This window comes from Pectobacterium versatile (genome assembly GCF_020166435.1).
Classification (GTDB): domain Bacteria; phylum Pseudomonadota; class Gammaproteobacteria; order Enterobacterales; family Enterobacteriaceae; genus Pectobacterium; species Pectobacterium versatile.
Genome location: NZ_JAINZP010000005.1, coordinates 178,836 through 197,753, shown reverse-complemented (window position 1 = coordinate 197,753; position 18,918 = coordinate 178,836). Strand labels below are relative to the sequence as shown.

27 protein-coding genes are annotated in these 18,918 nt (G+C 49.7%); 23 read left to right on the top strand and 4 right to left on the bottom strand.

Features of this window, described 5'->3' with window-relative positions; all coding sequences use genetic code 11:
* Nucleotides 1–92: 92 nt before the first annotated feature.
* Nucleotides 93–2,822 carry a J domain-containing protein gene (locus K7X24_RS08855; protein ID WP_224554366.1) on the bottom strand — a complete coding sequence of 910 codons (2,730 nt, stop codon included), beginning with the start codon at nt 2,820–2,822 and terminating at the stop codon, nt 93–95.
* Entirely contained in the window at nt 2,822–3,526 is a 705-nt protein-coding gene (locus K7X24_RS08850) for a DUF1266 domain-containing protein (protein WP_224554364.1), read from the bottom strand. The genes K7X24_RS08855 and K7X24_RS08850 overlap by 1 nt, the downstream gene beginning before the upstream one ends.
* 435 nt (nt 3,527–3,961) lie before the next feature.
* Between K7X24_RS08850 and K7X24_RS08845 the strand changes: the two genes are divergently transcribed.
* The 4 genes from K7X24_RS08845 to K7X24_RS08830 all read left to right on the top strand — a co-directional run bounded on the left by K7X24_RS08845 (nt 3,962) and on the right by K7X24_RS08830 (nt 6,954).
* Entirely contained in the window at nt 3,962–5,188 is a 1,227-nt protein-coding gene (locus K7X24_RS08845; RefSeq protein ID WP_224554363.1) for a tyrosine-type recombinase/integrase, read from the top strand.
* Nucleotides 5,185–5,952 (top strand): hypothetical protein, encoded by a 768-nt coding sequence (locus K7X24_RS08840; RefSeq protein WP_224554360.1) that lies wholly within the window; start codon nt 5,185–5,187, stop codon nt 5,950–5,952. The genes K7X24_RS08845 and K7X24_RS08840 overlap by 4 nt, the downstream gene beginning before the upstream one ends.
* 109 nt (nt 5,953–6,061) lie before the next feature.
* Complete coding sequence (locus K7X24_RS08835; protein WP_224554356.1) at nt 6,062–6,343, top strand: helix-turn-helix transcriptional regulator; 282 nt, start codon at nt 6,062–6,064, stop codon at nt 6,341–6,343.
* Between the two features lie 20 nt (nt 6,344–6,363).
* Nucleotides 6,364–6,954, top strand: coding sequence for a Rha family transcriptional regulator (locus K7X24_RS08830; protein ID WP_224554355.1), 591 nt, complete (start codon nt 6,364–6,366; stop codon nt 6,952–6,954).
* Between the two features lie 198 nt (nt 6,955–7,152).
* Here K7X24_RS08830 and K7X24_RS08825 read toward each other — a convergent pair whose 3' ends face one another.
* A complete protein-coding gene (locus K7X24_RS08825; protein ID WP_224554352.1) occupies nt 7,153–7,329 on the bottom strand; it encodes a hypothetical protein in 177 nt (58 codons plus the stop codon).
* A gap of 135 nt (nt 7,330–7,464) precedes the next feature.
* On the opposite strand from K7X24_RS08825, the gene K7X24_RS08820 reads away from it, so the two are divergent.
* The 9 genes from K7X24_RS08820 (at nt 7,465) to K7X24_RS08780 (ending at nt 11,140) form a co-directional block, all read left to right on the top strand.
* Nucleotides 7,465–7,653, top strand: a complete 189-nt coding sequence (locus tag K7X24_RS08820; RefSeq protein ID WP_224554350.1) for a host cell division inhibitor Icd-like protein — start codon at nt 7,465–7,467, stop codon at nt 7,651–7,653.
* Nucleotides 7,646–7,828: a hypothetical protein gene (locus K7X24_RS08815; protein WP_224554348.1), complete on the top strand. Its 183-nt coding sequence runs from the start codon at nt 7,646–7,648 to the stop codon at nt 7,826–7,828. Before K7X24_RS08820 ends, K7X24_RS08815 begins: the two co-directional genes overlap by 8 nt.
* Nucleotides 7,821–8,003 carry a hypothetical protein gene (locus tag K7X24_RS08810; RefSeq protein WP_224554346.1) on the top strand — a complete coding sequence of 61 codons (183 nt, stop codon included), beginning with the start codon at nt 7,821–7,823 and terminating at the stop codon, nt 8,001–8,003. The genes K7X24_RS08815 and K7X24_RS08810 overlap by 8 nt, the downstream gene beginning before the upstream one ends.
* Nucleotides 7,996–8,202: a hypothetical protein gene (locus K7X24_RS08805; protein WP_224554344.1), complete on the top strand. Its 207-nt coding sequence runs from the start codon at nt 7,996–7,998 to the stop codon at nt 8,200–8,202. The genes K7X24_RS08810 and K7X24_RS08805 overlap by 8 nt, the downstream gene beginning before the upstream one ends.
* Nucleotides 8,195–8,464, top strand: coding sequence for a transcriptional regulator (locus tag K7X24_RS08800; protein ID WP_103183439.1), 270 nt, complete (start codon nt 8,195–8,197; stop codon nt 8,462–8,464). The genes K7X24_RS08805 and K7X24_RS08800 overlap by 8 nt, the downstream gene beginning before the upstream one ends.
* On the top strand, nt 8,461–8,685 hold the full coding sequence (locus tag K7X24_RS08795; RefSeq protein ID WP_224554342.1) for a hypothetical protein: 225 nt from the start codon (nt 8,461–8,463) through the stop codon (nt 8,683–8,685). Before K7X24_RS08800 ends, K7X24_RS08795 begins: the two co-directional genes overlap by 4 nt.
* Nucleotides 8,663–8,851, top strand: a complete 189-nt coding sequence (locus K7X24_RS08790; protein ID WP_224554340.1) for a DUF4222 domain-containing protein — start codon at nt 8,663–8,665, stop codon at nt 8,849–8,851. The genes K7X24_RS08795 and K7X24_RS08790 overlap by 23 nt, the downstream gene beginning before the upstream one ends.
* Nucleotides 8,836–10,599, top strand: coding sequence for a primase-like DNA-binding domain-containing protein (locus K7X24_RS08785; RefSeq protein WP_224554338.1), 1,764 nt, complete (start codon nt 8,836–8,838; stop codon nt 10,597–10,599). Before K7X24_RS08790 ends, K7X24_RS08785 begins: the two co-directional genes overlap by 16 nt.
* A 280-nt stretch (nt 10,600–10,879) precedes the next feature.
* The gene (locus K7X24_RS08780; protein ID WP_103183443.1) at nt 10,880–11,140 is read left to right on the top strand and encodes a hypothetical protein; all 261 of its coding nucleotides are present in this window, start codon (nt 10,880–10,882) and stop codon (nt 11,138–11,140) included.
* A gap of 38 nt (nt 11,141–11,178) precedes the next feature.
* Here K7X24_RS08780 and K7X24_RS08775 read toward each other — a convergent pair whose 3' ends face one another.
* A complete protein-coding gene (locus tag K7X24_RS08775) occupies nt 11,179–11,406 on the bottom strand; it encodes a hypothetical protein (protein WP_103183444.1) in 228 nt (75 codons plus the stop codon).
* A gap of 331 nt (nt 11,407–11,737) precedes the next feature.
* On the opposite strand from K7X24_RS08775, the gene K7X24_RS08770 reads away from it, so the two are divergent.
* From K7X24_RS08770 to K7X24_RS08725, 10 genes are all read left to right on the top strand, one after another.
* Nucleotides 11,738–12,910: a phage major capsid protein gene (locus K7X24_RS08770; RefSeq protein ID WP_224554336.1), complete on the top strand. Its 1,173-nt coding sequence runs from the start codon at nt 11,738–11,740 to the stop codon at nt 12,908–12,910.
* 43 nt (nt 12,911–12,953) lie between these two features.
* On the top strand, nt 12,954–13,514 hold the full coding sequence (locus K7X24_RS08765; RefSeq protein ID WP_103198712.1) for an HK97 family phage prohead protease: 561 nt from the start codon (nt 12,954–12,956) through the stop codon (nt 13,512–13,514).
* Between the two features lies 1 nt (nt 13,515).
* Nucleotides 13,516–14,727, top strand: coding sequence for a phage portal protein (locus K7X24_RS08760; protein WP_224554334.1), 1,212 nt, complete (start codon nt 13,516–13,518; stop codon nt 14,725–14,727).
* Complete coding sequence (locus K7X24_RS08755) at nt 14,724–15,062, top strand: phage head closure protein (RefSeq protein WP_224554435.1); 339 nt, start codon at nt 14,724–14,726, stop codon at nt 15,060–15,062. Before K7X24_RS08760 ends, K7X24_RS08755 begins: the two co-directional genes overlap by 4 nt.
* Nucleotides 15,055–15,348 carry a head-tail connector protein gene (locus K7X24_RS08750; protein WP_103183448.1) on the top strand — a complete coding sequence of 98 codons (294 nt, stop codon included), beginning with the start codon at nt 15,055–15,057 and terminating at the stop codon, nt 15,346–15,348. The genes K7X24_RS08755 and K7X24_RS08750 overlap by 8 nt, the downstream gene beginning before the upstream one ends.
* Nucleotides 15,348–15,785: an HNH endonuclease gene (locus K7X24_RS08745; protein ID WP_224554332.1), complete on the top strand. Its 438-nt coding sequence runs from the start codon at nt 15,348–15,350 to the stop codon at nt 15,783–15,785. The genes K7X24_RS08750 and K7X24_RS08745 overlap by 1 nt, the downstream gene beginning before the upstream one ends.
* A complete protein-coding gene (locus K7X24_RS08740) occupies nt 15,778–15,930 on the top strand; it encodes a hypothetical protein (RefSeq protein ID WP_224554330.1) in 153 nt (50 codons plus the stop codon). Before K7X24_RS08745 ends, K7X24_RS08740 begins: the two co-directional genes overlap by 8 nt.
* Before the next feature lie 115 nt (nt 15,931–16,045).
* The gene (locus K7X24_RS08735) at nt 16,046–16,399 is read left to right on the top strand and encodes a phage terminase small subunit P27 family (RefSeq protein ID WP_103808536.1); all 354 of its coding nucleotides are present in this window, start codon (nt 16,046–16,048) and stop codon (nt 16,397–16,399) included.
* Complete coding sequence (locus K7X24_RS08730; RefSeq protein WP_224554328.1) at nt 16,386–18,047, top strand: terminase large subunit; 1,662 nt, start codon at nt 16,386–16,388, stop codon at nt 18,045–18,047. Before K7X24_RS08735 ends, K7X24_RS08730 begins: the two co-directional genes overlap by 14 nt.
* A gap of 15 nt (nt 18,048–18,062) precedes the next feature.
* On the top strand, nt 18,063–18,818 hold the full coding sequence (locus tag K7X24_RS08725; protein WP_224554325.1) for a DUF6602 domain-containing protein: 756 nt from the start codon (nt 18,063–18,065) through the stop codon (nt 18,816–18,818).
* The last annotated feature ends 100 nt before the right edge of the window (nt 18,819–18,918 follow it).

The window sequence follows — 18,918 nt, the reverse complement described above, 5'->3', positions numbered from 1 at the left end:
CCTGGGGATTCCTGCGGTTGCCGCCTGCCTGCAACTCGAAATCTATTGGGTATATGCATGCGTGTACTTGCGGTGCCGCCCGATTCGCTGCGTCAGGTAGGCATGGTGTCCGTTTCGGTTTTCTTGCCAACTGGCGGCGGCCCGAATTGGTTCCAGCGGTTAAGGCTCGGCGTCAGCAAGGGGAGCAGCAGAAATAGCGGTATGAGTAGGGTGAAGAAACTCATCACCCACGGCATATTGGAGCCGATATCGTTATAGCGTCGACGCGTCGCACTCAGCAGATTGAGCACGATGAGCACCATCAGTAGCCCTTCAATAGACGCCGGTGGCGACCCGATCCAGTCACTCGCGTGATAGAGAAAATAGCTTCCCAACCCGGCCTGCATCAGAAAACCGAGACGGCCGATGCGAGCGTTCGTGCGCCAAAGTTGCCACCAGTAGCTCTTTTTAGCCTGTGATGCCTGGAACTGGCGTTCGCGCCGATCGGCACATTGCAGCAGCACTTTCGACACCACTCTCAGCGTAACATCTTCGTGCGGATAGGACAGATGCTCGGTTAGAAATTCCTGATCGCTATTATCGAATAAGGACGTGTCATCCTTCGCACTGCTCTGAATCAGCTTGCCGATGAGCGTGACCCGTTTGTCGTCAGAGAGCTGTTTTAGCTGTTTCTCCAGTTCATCCGACCCTTCGGTAAAGGCGGTACGGATCGCCTCTTCCTGCTCCGTTTCCACAGGAATAGCGGCTAACTGCTCAAGGTGTTGCTCGGCCTGTCCTTCCTCTCCCACAAGGGCATAAAACGCGTGGAAAAAGATCTGGTAGATGATGGGTGATTTCGCCAGCTCCGCCTGCCAGTGCTCATCGGTAAGATAAAAATGGCTCGCCGCAGACTCGCTGTAAGTCTCCCCGCTGCCGAGATATTCCTCAATAGAAACGGGGAAGTTCATCCAGCAGTGATAGTGTAATGGGTCGGTTAGATCGAGCTGTTTTTTCAACGGCGTAATCGCATCACCATTGTGGCATTCCGCTTTGCGAAAGAGCCGAGAGAGTGAATGCGCAGGGTGGGTTAAGGCCAGTTCGGGCAGCACCGACTGACGTGGTAAACCCAAACAAGACGCTGGATCGGTCATCATTAATGCGATCAGCATAGCCTGTCTCAGTTCCGCTTTAGCGCTGAGATCCTGCGGTTTCTCCGCCCCTTGCGGCACCAGAGACACATCGCACCGGTAGCGTGCGGACAGCTCGACCAAACAATCATTGATCGGGTCGATTTCCTCCGTATGTATGCCGCTGCTATACAGCTTGTTAAGCTGATTCAGCGACAGCGGACGCCATTGTCGCAGCCAGGTTTGTGCCTGTAGCCAGGCGGACGATTTCTGGTTAGTGAACACGTTGGGCAGCGCATCTTCTGACGGCGAATACAGCCATTCCGTGCAGGCGTGAATCGCGCCGGAGGTGTCCAGCCAGGATAGACGCTGTGCCGCCTGAAACTGTAATCCCTGTAAGATCAACGCATACAGCGGTTCGTCGGGCAACGGCTGCGCCAGAATGTCCTGCAACAGACGTTCATTACCCACGGTTAACATGCTGGCGTGCCAATACAGGCGATCCTGAATCGCATCCCCGCTGTGTAGCAGCAGGTGTCGGTAGATGTCCTGCAAATTTTGTTTGCCCAGCTTCCAACGGGCATAGCTTGCTGGCATAGGCGACAGCGGCAGTTTCAGCGCTTCTCCCCAGCGTATTAGCATCTGGGTGTTGTGCTGAGAAATGAAGAAACGCTGGCGTGGATCGTCCAGCGCTAACCCTGTCAGATCTGGCGCTGGCGTATCGTTGAACGACTGAATCAGTAAGGGAAGCGCATCCGGCTGATGCTGTTTGCACCAATTAATCAGCCATTGTTCCGCCTGTGCGTGGTGGGTTTGTTGATAAAGCGTCAGCCACAGCGTGAAGGCCTGCTCGTTCTCTCCGGTAAGCGAACAGAGGCTGGCGCTGAGTTCAAGCCATTCCGCGTCGTTCGGGGCCACGTCCAACTGTTGCAGGCAGTAATCACGCAACATGGCGTTGGGCACACCAGCGTGGCTGTGCCAGCGCGCGAGCTTTTGCATCAGCGCCGGGCTATCGGGCCAATAAATCGCGGTCGGGGTGCGCAGCAACGTGCCCAACATCAATGCGGGTCGATTCCAGTACGTCCCATTCGCCTGCTGGAAGTAGAAGATGGTTTCCAACTGTGCGGGCAGGTTTAGGTGCGATAGCAGGGAAAAATCAAACAGATCCTCATAGCCGAGCGAGTCGAGGAAGTGGCGGACATCTTCCACCCCGTCGCCGGACAACTCCCCTTGCCGCTGCTGCCAGCGCAGGCGTTCGGCCAGCACGCGGACACAGAGGATTGAGATGCAAGACTCGCGCATCAGTCGCTGAAGCAGCGGCCAGCGAATACGGTCGATCACCTCAAAAGCCTGCTGATTCAGCAACTGAACGTAGCGTTCCCAATACAGTGGAACGAAGCGCTCTTCTGGATTGTTTAACAGCAGCTCAAATGCGTTAACCAGCGTTTCTGTCTGGGGATCGGCCTGCTCGGCAGAGTCATTCTCGGTTGCCGATGAGGCGTCGTGTGGTTCGGTAGTGCTCTGTTCTTCATCACTCGACGGTACGGGATTTTTCGCCAGCTTGCAGGCGGTATCATACGCCTCGCGCAGCTGTTTAAAGCCCTCGGGGTCGGTTTCTGGGTGAAACTGCGGCACTTTTTGACGATAAGCTTGACGGATAACATCCAGATCCTGAGTCGGCTCAATGCCTAGCCGCTGCCAGCACAGTGTATCCATTATATTTCCGCTTCTGGTAAGGACTCGGGCTTATCCATTTCTATCGGATCAACATCCCAGTCGAGGTCATGAATCGGGCAGTCCGGGTGGGTATAGAGCGTGCCGATCTGGTCAATGTAGTCAGGAATCTGGCTACAGTTGCTGAAAATGTAGCGCTGGCATTCTGTATCTTCCTCATCCGAGCCGAGCCAGTAGGTGCGGCCGATCAGGAACGCAGCGTAATAATTTTCCCAACTGCGGTAATAGTAACGCGCTCTGTCGGCCAGCCGGGTGTGAATCCACAGGTTCTCTTTTTCGCTAATCCAGCCGTTGAGTAATCCGATGCGGCTCAGGAAACTCATGCGACCCAGATCCCAGGCGCGGATCCCGCCTTCACCGCATAGCGCGGCCGTTTCGCTGACCAGCGCGAGTGCACCTTGTGCTTCTTCAGATTGATTGGCGCAGTGCTGCTGCCATTCGGATGCCGTCAGGTGGTGCCAAAGATGATAGTAATACGCCAGACGCTCGGCGTGGCCGCCGTCTGTCATATCGTTAATCATTGAGATCAGCCCTTCGCGGGACGTAATACCCCAACTGTTGCTCAGGCTGATGGTTTCACCGGGCTCATAAAAGGTCGGATCGCAGAAGCGGGCGTCGTACTTGATATTGAGTGCGACCATCGGGGCGGAAAGCGCCATCAGCCAGCGCTGATATTCAGGTTCCATCAGAATAACGTCCAATTCCATCATGGTTAGCGTGCGATCGTACTTTATGTGCCTGAATATCGGTAGCTTTCAATCGAATGAAAAACGGCCATGTTTCACAATTTACTGATTTAAGACGATAAAAATAGCTGGTTTGCGGGGCGGTTCGCAGGGTGAAGCGTTGTTTCCGTATTGAGGGGATATTTTCCGCCGCAGACGGTTATACTGTCGGTTAATCGACGTTATTTATGAAAACTTCACCGGAAAGCAAGCATGCTAAGTTACCGCCACAGTTTTCACATCCTGTTTTCATGCTTACCTCTGTTTTAATAAAATCATTGTTTATCAATAAATTAATTAAAAATTCACCTGTATATTGTTCCAGTGTTTTTTGACGTTTGCGCGGTTATGCGGCAAACTGTGGGGTAATCCGTGGGGTAACAAAACAGGTTTTTTATGGCCACCTCGATCAATCGTCTGACAGATAAGAAGCTACGGGCAATGCTCGGCGTTCCCCGCGAGAAGTTAACAAAGCTGTCTGACGGTGCCGGGTTGATGGTGCGTATCACAAAAACAGGTTCTATCACCTGGCTGTACAAATACAGGTTGGGGGGACGTGAAACAGAAGCCACCCTTGCCACGCTGGGCAAATATCCCGATCTGACGTTGGCAAAAGCCCGTGAAATGCGTGACCAGTGCCGCCGATGGCTGGCAGAAGGGCGAGACCCACAAAGAATGATGAAACTGGATCGGGAAACGACGCTTAAACCGATTACAGTGAAGGACGCGATAGATTACTGGCTGGCTGAATACGTTGATGGCAACTTAGTTAATGATGCCAGGTATCGGGAACGATTTAATAACCATGTGTTTCCGTTTATTGGTGATATGGCGCTATCAGACTGCGAAACACACCATTGGCTAACCTGCTTTACCAGAGCGAAAAAGAAAGCGCCTAGCGTCGCTGGGATGCTGCTGCAAATGTCACAACAAGCATTTAAATTTTGTCGCGTGCGTCGCTTTGCTGTGTGTCACGCTCTCGATGGTTTAACGATGCAGGATATCGGCGTTAAGATAAATAAACGTAAGCGGGTTCTTTCAAACACGGAGCTAACGGAATTATTACAGGCGTTAAACAGTGATTTTTTCTCACCCTATTATGAGAACCTTATTTATCTGCTGGTGGTTTTTGGTTCCCGTACCGTAGAGGTTCGATTATCGAATATTGATGAGTGGGATTTAAAATCGCGTTTATGGACTGTTCCTGAAAAGCATAGCAAGACGGGTGAAAAAATAATAAGGCCAATACCTGATAGGGTATATCCGCTTATTGAGCGATTGATAGAGCAGAATAAAAAAACGGGCTATTTGCTCGGTGAGTTAAAAGAGAATACGGCGGTGAGTTCCACTGGTGGCAGGATTTGCCAACGATTAAAGCATTCTGAGCCGTGGACACTTCACGATCTGCGCCGCACGTTCTCAACGGACATGAATGATTTGGGCATACCGCCCCATATAGTTGAACTGCTTCTTGGTCACTCGCTGGGCGGCGTCATGGCGGTATACAACCGTAGCCTATACCTACCGGAAAAACTGGATGCATTGAACAAGTGGGTAGAGCGGCTGGATGTATTGGCTGGTGGGCATGAGAATGTTGTTATTTTAAAGACTGGTGAAAAATGAATCCTAAAAGCAATTTACCTGAGAGAGATTATTACCCTTTAGATGTAGTGGCAAAGAAACTTGGTTGTGAAATACGAGACCTATTCCATTTTGCGTCTAGAGGATATTTGACCATTAGTTTAATGATGCCTGTTTTTGTTGGTGCAAGAATATCCGTTCATGGTGATATGACATTAAACGTATTAAGTGATGTACACCTTGAGGAGATAGATGATAAAAAAACAGTTGATGAGGTGAAAATTACAAACCTTGCGTCTATGTATGACGTTTCGGTTAGTTCGGAGTATGAAGGTGCATTATCAGCAACCATTGGTGGTCTATGGGATTTGAATATGGGAGGGGCGGAAATGTTTGAGTGTTTCGGTTTTTCCACCACAAAAACCATAGGTGCCATCTATCCTACAGGGTTAGATATAAATGTAAGTTTTTATGCTCATTTTGAAAGTGATAAAGCAAAAATAAAAAGCGAATATTTATTCGTAACCAAAGAGAATTTATCACTTTTTTGTGAGGAAGAAATCACTGTCCATACTCAAAATAAAGAAAGACCACATATTACAGAATACCATTCTAAGAAAAGAGAGTCTGTCCTTAAAGCAGCTATATATATGAAAGTTAATCATCCAGAGTTGTGCATTAATAACACAAAGTGGGCGGAAGCTATTTCTGATCATGCTCATAAATTTTGGGAAACCGGAGAACCACCCCTAGCTATGGATACAATAGCTGATTTACTAGGGAAAGCTGTCTCTGTTTCAAAGTAAGCCTGAGTTAGGCTAACTTCCCCCTTAGTTAGCCTAACATCCCTACCAGTAAGGGTGCAAAACGCAAAGAATAGCTTTCACGGAAAAACAACAAAACAGTGAGAGCAGCATGACCGATCAATATACCCCTCCAACACCAGAGCAACGGCGTTCTATCCTTGTCGAATCTGGCCACTCCTACGATAAACGTATTCGTGAGCGTGAATGCCAAGAAATTACCAGCTTATCCCGATCTACTCGATGGAAGTTGGAGAATGAAGGAAAATTCCCGCCCCGTTGTCACTTTGGCCGTAATAGTTGCGCCTGGCTTCTTAGTGATGTGCTCTGGTGGGTTCGCAATCCCCCAGTCGTCGAGAACGTTAATACACCATATAGCCGAAAATCAGCTTAGTTAACGACAGGTAATCAACGATGAAAAAATTAAATGCCCTTACCGGGCAGGGATTCGATCACCCCGAAACCAGCCTGATAGTTAATTCAGTGCCAACGATGAGCAGCCTACAAATGGTTGCTTATATAAACGACGAACGTAAATCAAAGGCCAAAGCGGAGGGATTGAGTTTCCCCTGTAAAAAATACCGAGTGCTGCAACATAAGCACATTCTTGCAAAAGCACCAAAAGTTTTAGGTGAAGAGCACTCGGCCAAATTTTTGGCTCAGTACAAAGACAGTACGGGGCGCGATCTTCCTTGCTACCAGTTCCCTAAGCGCGAAGCCTGCCTGATGGCAATGAGCTACAGCTATGAGCTTCAAGCGGCGGTATATGACTACATGGAAGAACTGGATCGCCAAAGGGATGGTTATTTAGCCCATACCATCAACGAACTCCAACACATCGTTACTTCCGCACGTCAGTTTTCGGATGAAGACTCGAGTGATGCAGGTCGCCGCCTTAGAAGACGACAGGATGATTTGGTTCTACTGGAGAAAGCGGAATATCTGGTGAAAACCCTAAGCCAGTTGCCGCTCAATTTCGGGAAGGGTAATCCAAATGCTGAATAAAACAAAAGCGGCCACGCCAGGCCGCTCATGTAACTGCATAGAACTAAAGCATGTCCAGAATAACACGCTGATCGATCAGGTCAATTATTTACGCCTAATTCCAGCATATTGCGAACACAAACATTATTCCGGCTTGCCTGAATATAAACAGTGCTTAGGTTTACTTAGCCAGCGCAATTTTGCGTCCTCTGATTTAACTCAGCTTTTGGGTTCCAAACCGCGCTGTTTCAGTTCTTTTCTGATGATGCGTTTTATCCAAGCTGATATGGATTCATCACCATCACTTTCCATTGCTGTACGCATAGATTGCTCTAACTCAGGCTCGACACGAAAAGCGATCTGTTTGTTGCCTCGTGGTAAATTTGTGTTTGACACGTGTTGTACTCTAGGGTTAGCTTGTTTGTGTCAGACAATGTATAACACAAGTCTGTCATATGCAAAACAGCAACGCCCGGCAGTGTTACCAGCACTAACCGGGCGTCTAACCACAATGTTATTGGAGCTAACACTATGGCTGATATCCAGTCTACCCAAACTCGCCCCGAATTTCAGTATCGCTTTCTGGCTCTGGGCATGTCGTCTCAAGGTATCGTTCACATCATCGCCACTACCGAACGTGAAGCGCGGGAAAAATCCCCTGCTGGTTGCGTCATGGTTTTTGCTGGTCGCCTGCCTGTTCAGGAGGTGCGTCATGTTTGATAACACGCCGTTAGAACTGGAAGAGATTATCGATCAGTGCCGTGCGCTGGCCTACGCCATTGTTGAACTGGATAACCCCGAAGCTAAAGAGATTTTAACTTTCGTATTGGCGGAACGCCTTAACAGCCTGCATCAAGCTTTCCAAGCATCGGAAACGGAGGTCGATCATGTCTAAAAATCACCTTAATCATACCGAAGAGGCGATCACTCAGATTGTCCACGCTAAGGCGATTATTATCCTGATCTCGTCGTTGGATACTAATAGCAATGTTGTAGAAAACGCGCTTGAAGCTGTCACCGAAATGCTGGAAAGGGCAGAAGCTGAACTGGCGGAGGTATGCCGTGGCTAATCAGGTAGAACTTAACGAAGTGCTCAAGAATGCACAGAAGGCCAGCGTTATAGCTCGCGCTCTCAATTACACATGGGTTGAGTTACAAGGACATGAAGTGGAATTACTGCTGGAAATGACCACTGAGTATGCCGATTCAGTGACCGAGTACCTGATTAACCTCTCTGATAAAAATAGCGGGGAGGTGCGTCATGCCTAAAGAAATCAATCTGGATGCTTACTACGACGATCAGCGACGCGTTAACGCTCTGATTGGCTCAACTTGTGCGCCAGTACCTGCTACGCCGGAAAACATATCGCGTAATCGCCTGTTACGCGCTCAGATGGGATTACGGCACCTACTGACTGAGGTCATTCCCCAAATCACCGACGAACAGCAACGCCGTGAAGTTTATTTGTGGGTTGATGGTATTTACACCATTACGTGCTTTGAGGGAGTAGATGCGGGGATTCAGCCATGAACAGACAACACCTTGAAGTCGTTACGTGCGCTGAACATGCCAATGTAATGAACAAACAGGCCAGGGCGGTTCTCTCTATGTGGCTTGATTCCTTATCAAATGAGGCGCAGGACGAAGAAGAGGCTAATCTTGTTGCCGCTGTTTTATCGCTGGTAGCTGGTGCGATTAATCATCTTGATAAAGCGACGGAGGTACGCAATGCGCCAACCTCACCCAAATGATCGCTATCAGGAAAAGAACGGCCAATGCGTCACTGTCAGGGCGAATGCTTTTAACCGCGTAACGTTTGTGCGTGATGGTTATTCAGCGGAGTGTGTTTATCCCGATAACCGCTTTCTTGCCGAGTTTACCTGCATAAATGGAGGTCAGGCATGTCCACAAAAGTGAAGCGTCAGGAAGCCATGTCAGACGCCTTATTTTCCTGCCTGTATCTGTGGGTTAATGGTCATGTGCTAAAACCGAAAGACGTAGCACGGGCAATACAACGACATAGTGACAGTACCAAAGGTTATGGGAAATTAGCCCTAGAACTCCATAAGCTGGCGGATGCCACCCAAACTACTTACGAATGGTTGTGCGATCAGGGACTGGTTGCGACTGACCCCAAAAAGCAGCGTGAAAAGCGTATGGCGCTGGTGGCCGGAATCATTGGTCAGGAGGATGTGAAAGCCCAGCTTCTTGATGATGAGCGGATTAACCGTGTGTTTCCCTCATCCCCGCCAAAGAAGAAGGCGCAGGATATAGGAGTAACTGACCTTTCCCGCATGGGAGCCAGCCAGCGCGGTGAAGTGTTACGGGCGCATTATGGAGGCGCTTTGGCTGTACACGGCGATTCTGACACCGTTCATCACTATAACGGCGTGATATGGGAGCCAGTGGCCGATAAGGATTTACAGCGTGAAATGGCACAAATCTTTATCGATGCGGAGATTGCCTACTCGCAGAATGCCATTAAATCCGCTGTGGAAACCATGAAACTGAGTTTGCCTGTCATGGGGGCGACTGCCCGTAATCTTATCGGGTTCAGTAATGGAGTATTTGATACCCGTACCGGGCAATTCCGTGACCATAGCCAGGAGGATTGGTTACTGATAGCCAGTGAATTGCCATTCAGCGCCCCGGCAGAAGGGGAAACGCTGGCGACCCATGCGCCCAGCTTCTGGAAATGGTTGAGTCGTTCCGTTGGTAACAATAAGCGAAAAGCGGATCGTGTTCTGTCAGCGTTGTTTATGGTGCTGGCTAACCGTTATGACTGGCAATTGTTCCTTGAAGTTACGGGGCCAGGTGGCAGCGGTAAAAGCGTCTTTGCAGAGGTTTGCACCATGCTGGCGGGTAAGGCTAATACCGTATCGGCCAGCATGAAAGCGCTAGAAGACCCGCGAGATCGTGCGCTGGTGGTTGGCTATTCACTCATCATCATGCCGGATATGACCCGCTACGCAGGCGACGGCGCAGGGATTAAGGCTATAACGGGCGGGGATAAGGTATCTATCGACCCCAAACACAAAGCGCCTTACTCAACGCGCATTCCTGCGGTGGTGTTGGCCGTGAACAATAACGCCATGACGTTCAGTGACCGAAGCGGCGGCATATCCCGGCGACGGGTGATTTTTAACTTCTCCGAAGTGGTGCCGGAAAACGAACGTGACCCGATGTTACCGGAAAAGATAGAAGGTGAACTGGCCGTCATCATGCGTCACCTGTTAAGCCGCTTTCCCAGCAATGACGGGGACGAGGCAAAACGTTTGTTGCATGAACAGCAGAAGTCCGAAGAGGCACTGGCTATCAAGCGTGAAGGGGATTCGCTGGTGGACTTCTGCGGCTACCTGATGGCGTCGGTGCTATGTGATGGCATGTTTATTGGTAACGCTGAAATCGTGCCGCACAGCCCGCGCCGCTACCTGTATCACGCTTACCTTACCTATATGCGTGCCAATGGGCTTAACAAGCCCGTATCGTTAACCCGGTTCGGCACGGATATGCCGGGGGCGATGGCGGAGTATGGCAAGGAGTACCAGAAGCGAAAAACCAAGCTGGGGTTACGTTCAAACGTTACGCTCAACGAAGATTCGGAAGACTGGATGCCACAATGTGATGCTCCCCAAAACGGCCAAAATGAAGAGGGGAAAAAATAAAACTTATAGGCGAAGTGTTCACCACTATTCACCCTGTTAAAAAATCAATGAATAACAGTAAGTTAATGGGTGAACACTTTTTTATAAACTATTCACCAACTGTTCACCTGTTCACCTTTTTGTGAAAACTCTTCCAAAGGGTGAAGGGTTAGGGTGAACAGTAGTGAACACTTGAAAAGAAAGCCTTCACCCTGTAACGCTATGAAAATAAAAGCGAAATAGGCAAAGGTGAACAGGTGAACAGTTAGACGTATATTTTTTAATTTTATAGGAGGGCGATATGCCTGTTACGTTACAAGATATCCAAGAGCATCATGATAATTACGGTATTACTGATATGAGTACGATGCATACCAGCCACTATCGGCAATTGTTGCAAGATGGCGCGTTCTTCTGGATTGATCATCACGAGTTTGTGCGTAGTACCTTTTCAGGGGAGATATTCGCCACCAACCTTGAACAGTTCGACGCGATGATTGAGCATTTGCAGGAATACCGAAGCAAGATGTCAAAGCCGCCTGAATGGATGAGTGAAAAATAATTAAAAAGGCGGAAACAAGTCCGCCTTGCTTAATTTAATTAACGAATCTTCTGTGCGAAATTTTTTCTAACAATTCGACTTATATAACTGTTGAGTCCGCGTCCAGCAACAGCCAATGACTTCATATGCTCTACCGCTTCAGCGCCTGGTCTATTGTAATTATACAAATAAAGAGACCCGTCCCTAAATTGCACGGTGATTGAATCGGAAGTAATCTCATATGCTACTACACCTGAATCACGACCAAGATTTTCATACTGCTGCATAAATATTTCCTTTTTGGGTTGAAAAATACCAATGTGCAAATTCAATATCGTTATATGTCAGTAACAATGGATTGATTCAGGTCATTTAATTCTTAATCTATTGTAAATTATTTGTTCGCTTGTTTTCATTACTGTTTGCGAGAGAATAGTTATATTTACTTATTATTTTTCATGTATATCTTGAAGAGTGGCACTCAGACGTGAGCCGCCACTTAGCCATTTAATCAGGCTGCGCGAAATAGCCTGTGAGATGCAGAAAAAGATTGAATGGCCTCAACCTTTCCCCGCGCTGGTTTCACGTCTTAACTACAAACGTTACGGAAACCACGACATGAAAAAATTGCTTGAACTCCGCCAGAAGAAAACCGATCTCACTACGCAAATGCGCTCCCTGCTGACCAAATCAGAGGAAGAGAAGCGCAGCCTCACCGAAGAAGAAGCCAAACAGTTTGATGCGATCAAGGCGCAGGTGGAAAGCCTGAATACCGAAATCCAGCGCTTTGAAGATTTGGCGGTGGCAGAGCGTGAAGACGCGAAAAACAATCCTGAAGATAAATCGACCCGTAGCAAAGTCACCAACGACGAGCTACGCCATTACATTCTGACAGGCGAAACCCGCACGTTGTCGACGGCGGTGGGCGCTGACGGTGGCTATACCGTGATCCCTGAACTGGATAAAGATGTTATGCGCCAGTTGCAGGACGATAGCGTGATGCGCTCCATCGCTACGGTGAGAACCACCAAGACCAACGAATACAAAAAGCTGGTATCGGTGGGTGGCGCTACGGTTAACCGTGGTACGGAAGGAGAAGCCCGTACTCAGACCAGCACGCCGAAGCTGGAAGAAGTCTCCATCAAGGTGAATCCGGTGTATGCCTATCCGAAAACCACCCAGGAGATTCTCGACTTCTCCGAGGTAGATATTCTCGGCTGGCTGACTTCTGAAATCGCCGATACTTTCACGGCCACCGAAGAAGACGATTTTGTTAACGGTGATGGCACCAAAAAATCGACAGGCTTCTTGTCCTACCCCCGCGCCGCTACCAGCGATAAAACGCGTCCATTCGGTACGCTGGAAAAAATGGTTGTGGAAGGCGTGGCCTCTGATGACCTTATCGACCTGCTGTACAAGCTGCATTCCAAATACCGCAAAAATGCCACCTGGGTGATGAACTCCAATACCGCCGCCACATTGCAGAAACTGAAAAACGGCAATGGTGATTACATCTGGCGTGATCGGCTGGTGGCTGGCTCTCCTGATACCCTGCTAGGTCGTCCGGTGCAATATCTTGAAACCCTGCCAGATGCTGAGGCTGGAAAAGGCTTCCTTGCTGTAGGTGACTTCAAACGCGGCTATTTCGTTGTCGATCACACTACGGGCGTGCGTACCCGTCCCGATAACATCACTGAACCCGGATTCTATAAGGTGCATACCGATAAATATCTGGGCGGCGGCGTGGTGGACTCCAACGCGATCAAGATTCTGGAACTGGCTGACGCCTGATTGAAGGGGCTACCGCCCCTTTCCTGTCTGATGGAGTCCCGACATGAAAAAGATTGAGTTTGAAGTCCGTACCTCAGAAGTGACCGCCAGCGAGAAAAAGCTGGTGGGTTACGCCGTGCGCTGGAACAGTTTGTCAGAGGTTATCTGGGATGAGTTTGTGGAGCAGTTCGCGCCGGGGGCATTCGCGGAAAGTCTGGCTTCTGGTAACGATGTACGGGCGCTGTTTGAGCATGATTACACCCAACTGCTTGGCCGTCGCAAGTCCGGTACGCTGGTACTGACGGAAGACAATATCGGGTTACGTTTTGAGCTTACCCCACCGGATACGCAGTTAGGCCGCGATGTGTTAACGCTGGTGGAGCGTGGTGATATTTCCGGCATGAGCTTTGGCTTCCGGGCGCTTAAAGAGTCCTGGGATATCACACCAGCGCCTTACGTGCGAACTGTGACCGCCGCCGAACTGCGGGAAATCACCGTCACCAGTATGCCCGCCTACCCCGAAAGCGGTGTAGAGATTGCACAGCGTTCCCTGTTTGCCCAACACCCTGAATTACGCCGCACCGATGATAACCGTCGCCGCTGGGCTGAACTAGCGGGGTTGTGATATGTGGCCTTTTAATCGCCGTAAAACAGAACAGCGCAGCATGACTATCGATGAGTTCCTAGCGATGGCAGGGATTCCCAACACCGGATCAGGCGAATATGTTTCCCCCGGTACAGCGGAGTCCCTGCCTGCGGTCATGAATGCCGTAGCGGTAATCAGTGAGGCGGTGGCTTCTATGCCGTGCTATCTGTATCGGGTAGCGAATGATAATGGCCGGGAGGCGCGGGAGTGGTTGCATACCCATCCGGTTGATTATCTGCTGAATGAATCGCCTAACGATTGCCAGACAGCCTACCAGTTCAAACGCACCATGATGCGCCATTGCCTGCTGAATGGTAATGCCTACGCCGTGATTGAGTGGGGGCGTGATGGTCAGCCTAAATCCCTGCATCCTTATCCCCCTCATGCGGTAGTCGCGGAGCGCATCAAACCACATCGTTTTACCTACACCATCACCGAGCCATTCAGCGGGGAAGTGCGAACTTACCTTCAGGAAGAAGTGTTACACCTGCGCTATGCCACCGATGACGGTTTTCTAGGCCGTTCTCCCGTCACCATTTGCCGGGAAACGCTGGGACTGGGTATCGCCCAACAGCGCCACGGTGCCAGCATTATGAAAGATGGCATGATGGCGTCCGGCATTATCAAGGCTAAAGGCTGGCTGGACAGCGCGAACGGTAAAAAGGCAATGGACGCGCTGGAGCGCTATAAAGGGGCGCGTAATGCCGGGAAAACCCCGATTCTTGAAGGTGACATGGAGTATGAGCAGTTAGGCATGAGCAATCAGGATGCTGAATGGTTGGCTTCACGTCGCTTCACGATTGAAGACATTGCCCGCATGTTCAACGTGTCGCCCATCTTTTTACAGGAATACTCCAACAGTACCTACAGCAATTTCAGCGAAGCAAGCCGCGCCTTTCTCACGATGACCATGCGCCCCTGGCTGACCAACTTTGAGCAGCAAATCAAGGCCGCGCTGTTAATCACGCCCCGCGTTCCCGGCATTCGCTATCAGGTGGAATTCGATTCTGCCGATCTGCTACGTGCGAATCCGCAAGAGCGCTTCACCAGCTACGAGACGGCGATCAAGTCCGGGGTGATGTGTCCAAATGAAGCGCGGGAGCGGGAAGGGATGCCACCCCGCGAAGGGGGCGATGAGTTCAGCCAGGCATGGAAACAGGAAGTGAAGGTGAAACAGGAGGCGAAACCGTGAGAGCAGGCGGATTACGTCACCGGGTGACGATTCAACACTTTACGACCTATCGGGATGCAGGCGGTCAGGTTATTCAAGAATGGCGCGATACGGCTACGGTGTGGGCGCAGGTAACAGGCATGAACGGACGTGAATTAGTGTCAGCCGGTGCGGAAATGGCAGAAGTGAGTTTCCGAGTCTGGATGCGCTACCGGGCTGATGTCACCAGCGCCAGCCGTCTAATCTGGCGGCAGAAAGGCCGTGAGGCGATGGCCTACAACATTGTGTCAGCTATTCCTGATGAAGCCTTTACCCGTCTTGAGTTGCTGTGTAAGGGAGGCGTGAAACGTGACTGAAATGATTACGCTGGCAGAAGCAAAGCTCCATTGCCGTATTGATGCTGATGACGAAGATGTGCTGATTCAGGGCTATATCGCTGCGGCGCTAGAAGTGTGTCAGAAGCATATCGGTAAACGCTTTGATGATGGGCTGGACTTCACCGCCGCCATTAAGGTGGGGTGCCTGATGTATGTCTCCCAGCTTTATGAATACCGCGCCACCGTTAGCGATGTAGAGGTTAAAGAAGTCCCGCTGGCTGTTTCTGCATTGTGGTCAGTCTATCGTGATCCGGGGGTGTACTAATGCCCTATCAACCTTTACGCCGTTGCACCGAGCCAGGCTGTAACCAGCGTGTGAAGTCTGGCAAATGTGACCAACACAAGCGGGACGCCTCACGACAGCAGAACGCTAAGCGCGGTAGCCGCCGTGAGCGTGGCTATACCTCAGCGTGGGATAAGTACCGTCTGGTGTTCCTGAAAGCTAACCCACTGTGTGCGCATTGCCTGAAGGTGGGACGGTATACACCAGCAACCGTTGTTGATCACATCATCCCGATTGAAGGCGGTAGTGATGTGTTGTTCTGGCCTGCCAGCAATCACCAGCCGTTATGCCACTCTTGCCATTCCCGCAAGACCAATATCACCGACCCGGAAACGAAGAGGCAACGTAAAGCGGGTGCATTCCGTGAGCAAGAGGAAGCAGCGACTAAACGTAATGAATGGATGTACGGCCATGACTGAGCAGGAAATCAACCAGATGATGGCAGGGCTGAAGCGCAGCCGTGACCAGTTCAGGGAGTGCAAAGACAAGGCAACAGGCCAGCATACGCCACGACGCACCACCGAACGTGATCGGGAGATTCGGGAGGCGTTTCGCAACCGTTGACGGGGTGGGGGGCGTTTTCAGGACAAAACCCTCACCCGCTGGCACCAGCCGCCCCCTCAAATTTTTACGCACAGCAATTTTTTTGAAAATAAAACCGAAGGGAAAATAATTATTTATGGCAAGACCCCCGAAAGCGCCTGCGTACCTTGACGAGATCGCCGGGCAACAATGGAAAGCGAAAGCCAAGCAACTGGCAGAGCGTGGCGATCTGACTCCCGCCGACTGGAATCATCTGGAACTTTATTGCGTTAACTACTCAATGTACCGCAAAGCCGTGGAAGACCTTGCCCGGCGCGGGTTCAGCATTGTTAACAGTCAGGGCGGAGAAAGCCGTAACCCAGCGTTGAGCGCGAAGGCTGATGCGGAAAAGGTCATGATCAAGATGTCCTCTTTGTTGGGCTTTGACCCGGTATCACGTCGCCGTAATCCGGTGGAAACGGAAGAGGAAGACGAGCTTGACCGCCTATAATGATTACGCTGAAGCGGTAAAAAACGGTGAAATTCCGGCGTGTAAGCGGGTAAAACAGGCCGTAGAACGGTACTTTTCCGACCTGAATAACCCGCTGTATACGTTCGATGTGGACGCTGTAGCGCGTTTTATCGCTTTTTCTCGCCTCTGTCCTCATGTCAAAGGACCGTTGCGCGGTCAGCCTATTGTGCTGGAGCCGTGGCAACAGTTCGCTTTTGCCAACATTCTGGGGTTTCGTGTTGCGTCCACCGGGCGGCGCAAGTATCGCAGCGCTTATATTCAGGTGCCGCGTAAGAACGCTAAATCAACGGTAGCGGCAATGCTGGCTAACTGGTTTCTGGTGATGGAGCACGGCCAGCAGGATATCTACACCGCCGCTGTCAGCCGCGATCAGGCGCGTATCGTGTTTGATGATGCCCGTCAGATGTGCCTTCTGTCCAAACCGCTGAAAAAGCGCCTTACCGTGCAGCAGCACAAGATGATTTACCCCAAATCCAACAGCCTGTTAAAGCCGCTGGCGGCGAAGGCGTCCACCATTGAAGGGACAAACCCCAGCCTTGCCGTGGTCGATGAGTACCACCTGCACCCTGATAATGCGGTGTATTCGGCACTTGAGCTGGGGATGGGTGCCAGACCGGAAGCCTTGTTGTTTGCTATCACCACATCAGGGAGCAATGTCGTGTCGGCCTGTAAGCAACATTATGATTATTGTTGCCAGATTCTGGACGGTGACGAGGTGAATGATTCGCTGTTTGCGCTGATTTACGAGTTGGACGACGAAAACGAGATAGACGATCCGGCACTATGGATAAAAGCCAATCCCAATCTTAACGTGTCCGTGGATGCGGCAGCGCTGACCGATACCATCCAGAAAGCGCGGGGCATTCCATCGCAGTGGGTGGAAATGCTCACCAAGCGGTTTAACGTCTGGTGTCAGGGGGCAACGCCTTGGATGGGCGCGGGTGCCTGGGAGCACTGCAAATCCGATTACACCGAAGACGATCTGGACGGTCAGGAGTGTTACGCCGGGCTTGACCTGTCATCTACCGGGGATATCGCCAGCGTGTGCTACACCTTCCCCGTTGGCCGGGAACTCCTTCTTTTAACCCGCCATTACCTGCCAGAAGCGCAGTTGCATAACGTCGCCAATAAAAACCGGGCTGTCTATCGCCAGTGGGCCAAGGCGGGCTGGATACGCACCACGCCGGGGGATTGCATCGACTATGACCGTATCCGTGATGACATTCTACGGGATGCGGAGCGATTCGGGATCACGCTGGTGGGTTTTGATACCTGGAACGCCACCCACTTACGCACCCAGCTACAGGGCGCAGGGCTGGACGTCGAGCCGTTCCCGCAAACCTACCTTAAATTCAGTCCGGTAGCGAAATCAGCAGAGGTATTCGTTAACCGTCGTGTTATCCGGCACAACGGCGATCCGGTGCTGGCCTGGGCGATGAGCAATGTGGTGATGGAGACCGACGCCAACGCAAACATTAAGCCGAACAAAAAGAAATCCGCCAACAAGATAGACCCCGCCGTCGCGTTCCTGATGTCGTTTGGTACGTGGCAGGCAGAGCATGAAGATTTTGCGTTTGACTTAGGCAAAGAGTATAAAAAAAGGCTAAAAGAGTTTGATGGTCTTTAAGGAAAAAGGTAAACAATGGATAATATGAATGTTTTAAACACAAAGTATTCAGCGTATATTCGGCAAAAAATACAGTCAGCTAAAGAATCAGCAGATATTCTTTCTGCTGATATAGAAAATAATGGTATTGCTGGATCAATTAAAGAGATTGCATTGCAAAAATGTTTGATGCCATTCCTTACGCAAAGCTACAAAGCAGGTAATGGGAAGATAATTGATTCATTCCAAAAAACATCGAGTCAAATTGATATTTTACTTTATCATAAAAAAGTAGCCCCCCCAATTTTAATAAATAGTGAGTTGGGTTTGTATCCTATTGAATGTGTAAAGTATGCTTTTGAAATTAAATCAAAACTCACTGCTACTGAAATTAAAGATTCTATCGAAAAATTTAAATCCGTAGCAGCATTAAATTCTTTTCCAAGCAAAAAAAATAATGGAGAAATGGTTTTTGGTGATAGACCTACAACTGTACTATTTGCGTTCAATAGCGATATAACAGGAAGTGAGATAAAACGATATATTAAATATGATAATTCTAGTACCCCGGCTTGTATGGCTTTATGTGTTTTAGGTAAAGGTTATTGGTTTTATCAAAATGGTTGGTATGGCTACGAATCTGATGGTTCATTACCTGCTTACTCAGAGTTCTGTATGTTTATAGCGGGGTTGATGAATACTCTTTCAAGAGAAGAAACATCTATTAAACCGTTTAATCCTGGTTGTTATCTGACTTCTGAAGATGTTTTTTTTAAGAAAGTTCCTTTTTGATACTCCATGAATATATAATCAGGTCTTTGAAGCTATAAAAAGGCTATTGATGATTAACTAAATTTTATTTAGATCAATAGCCTAATTATGTTCAATCTTA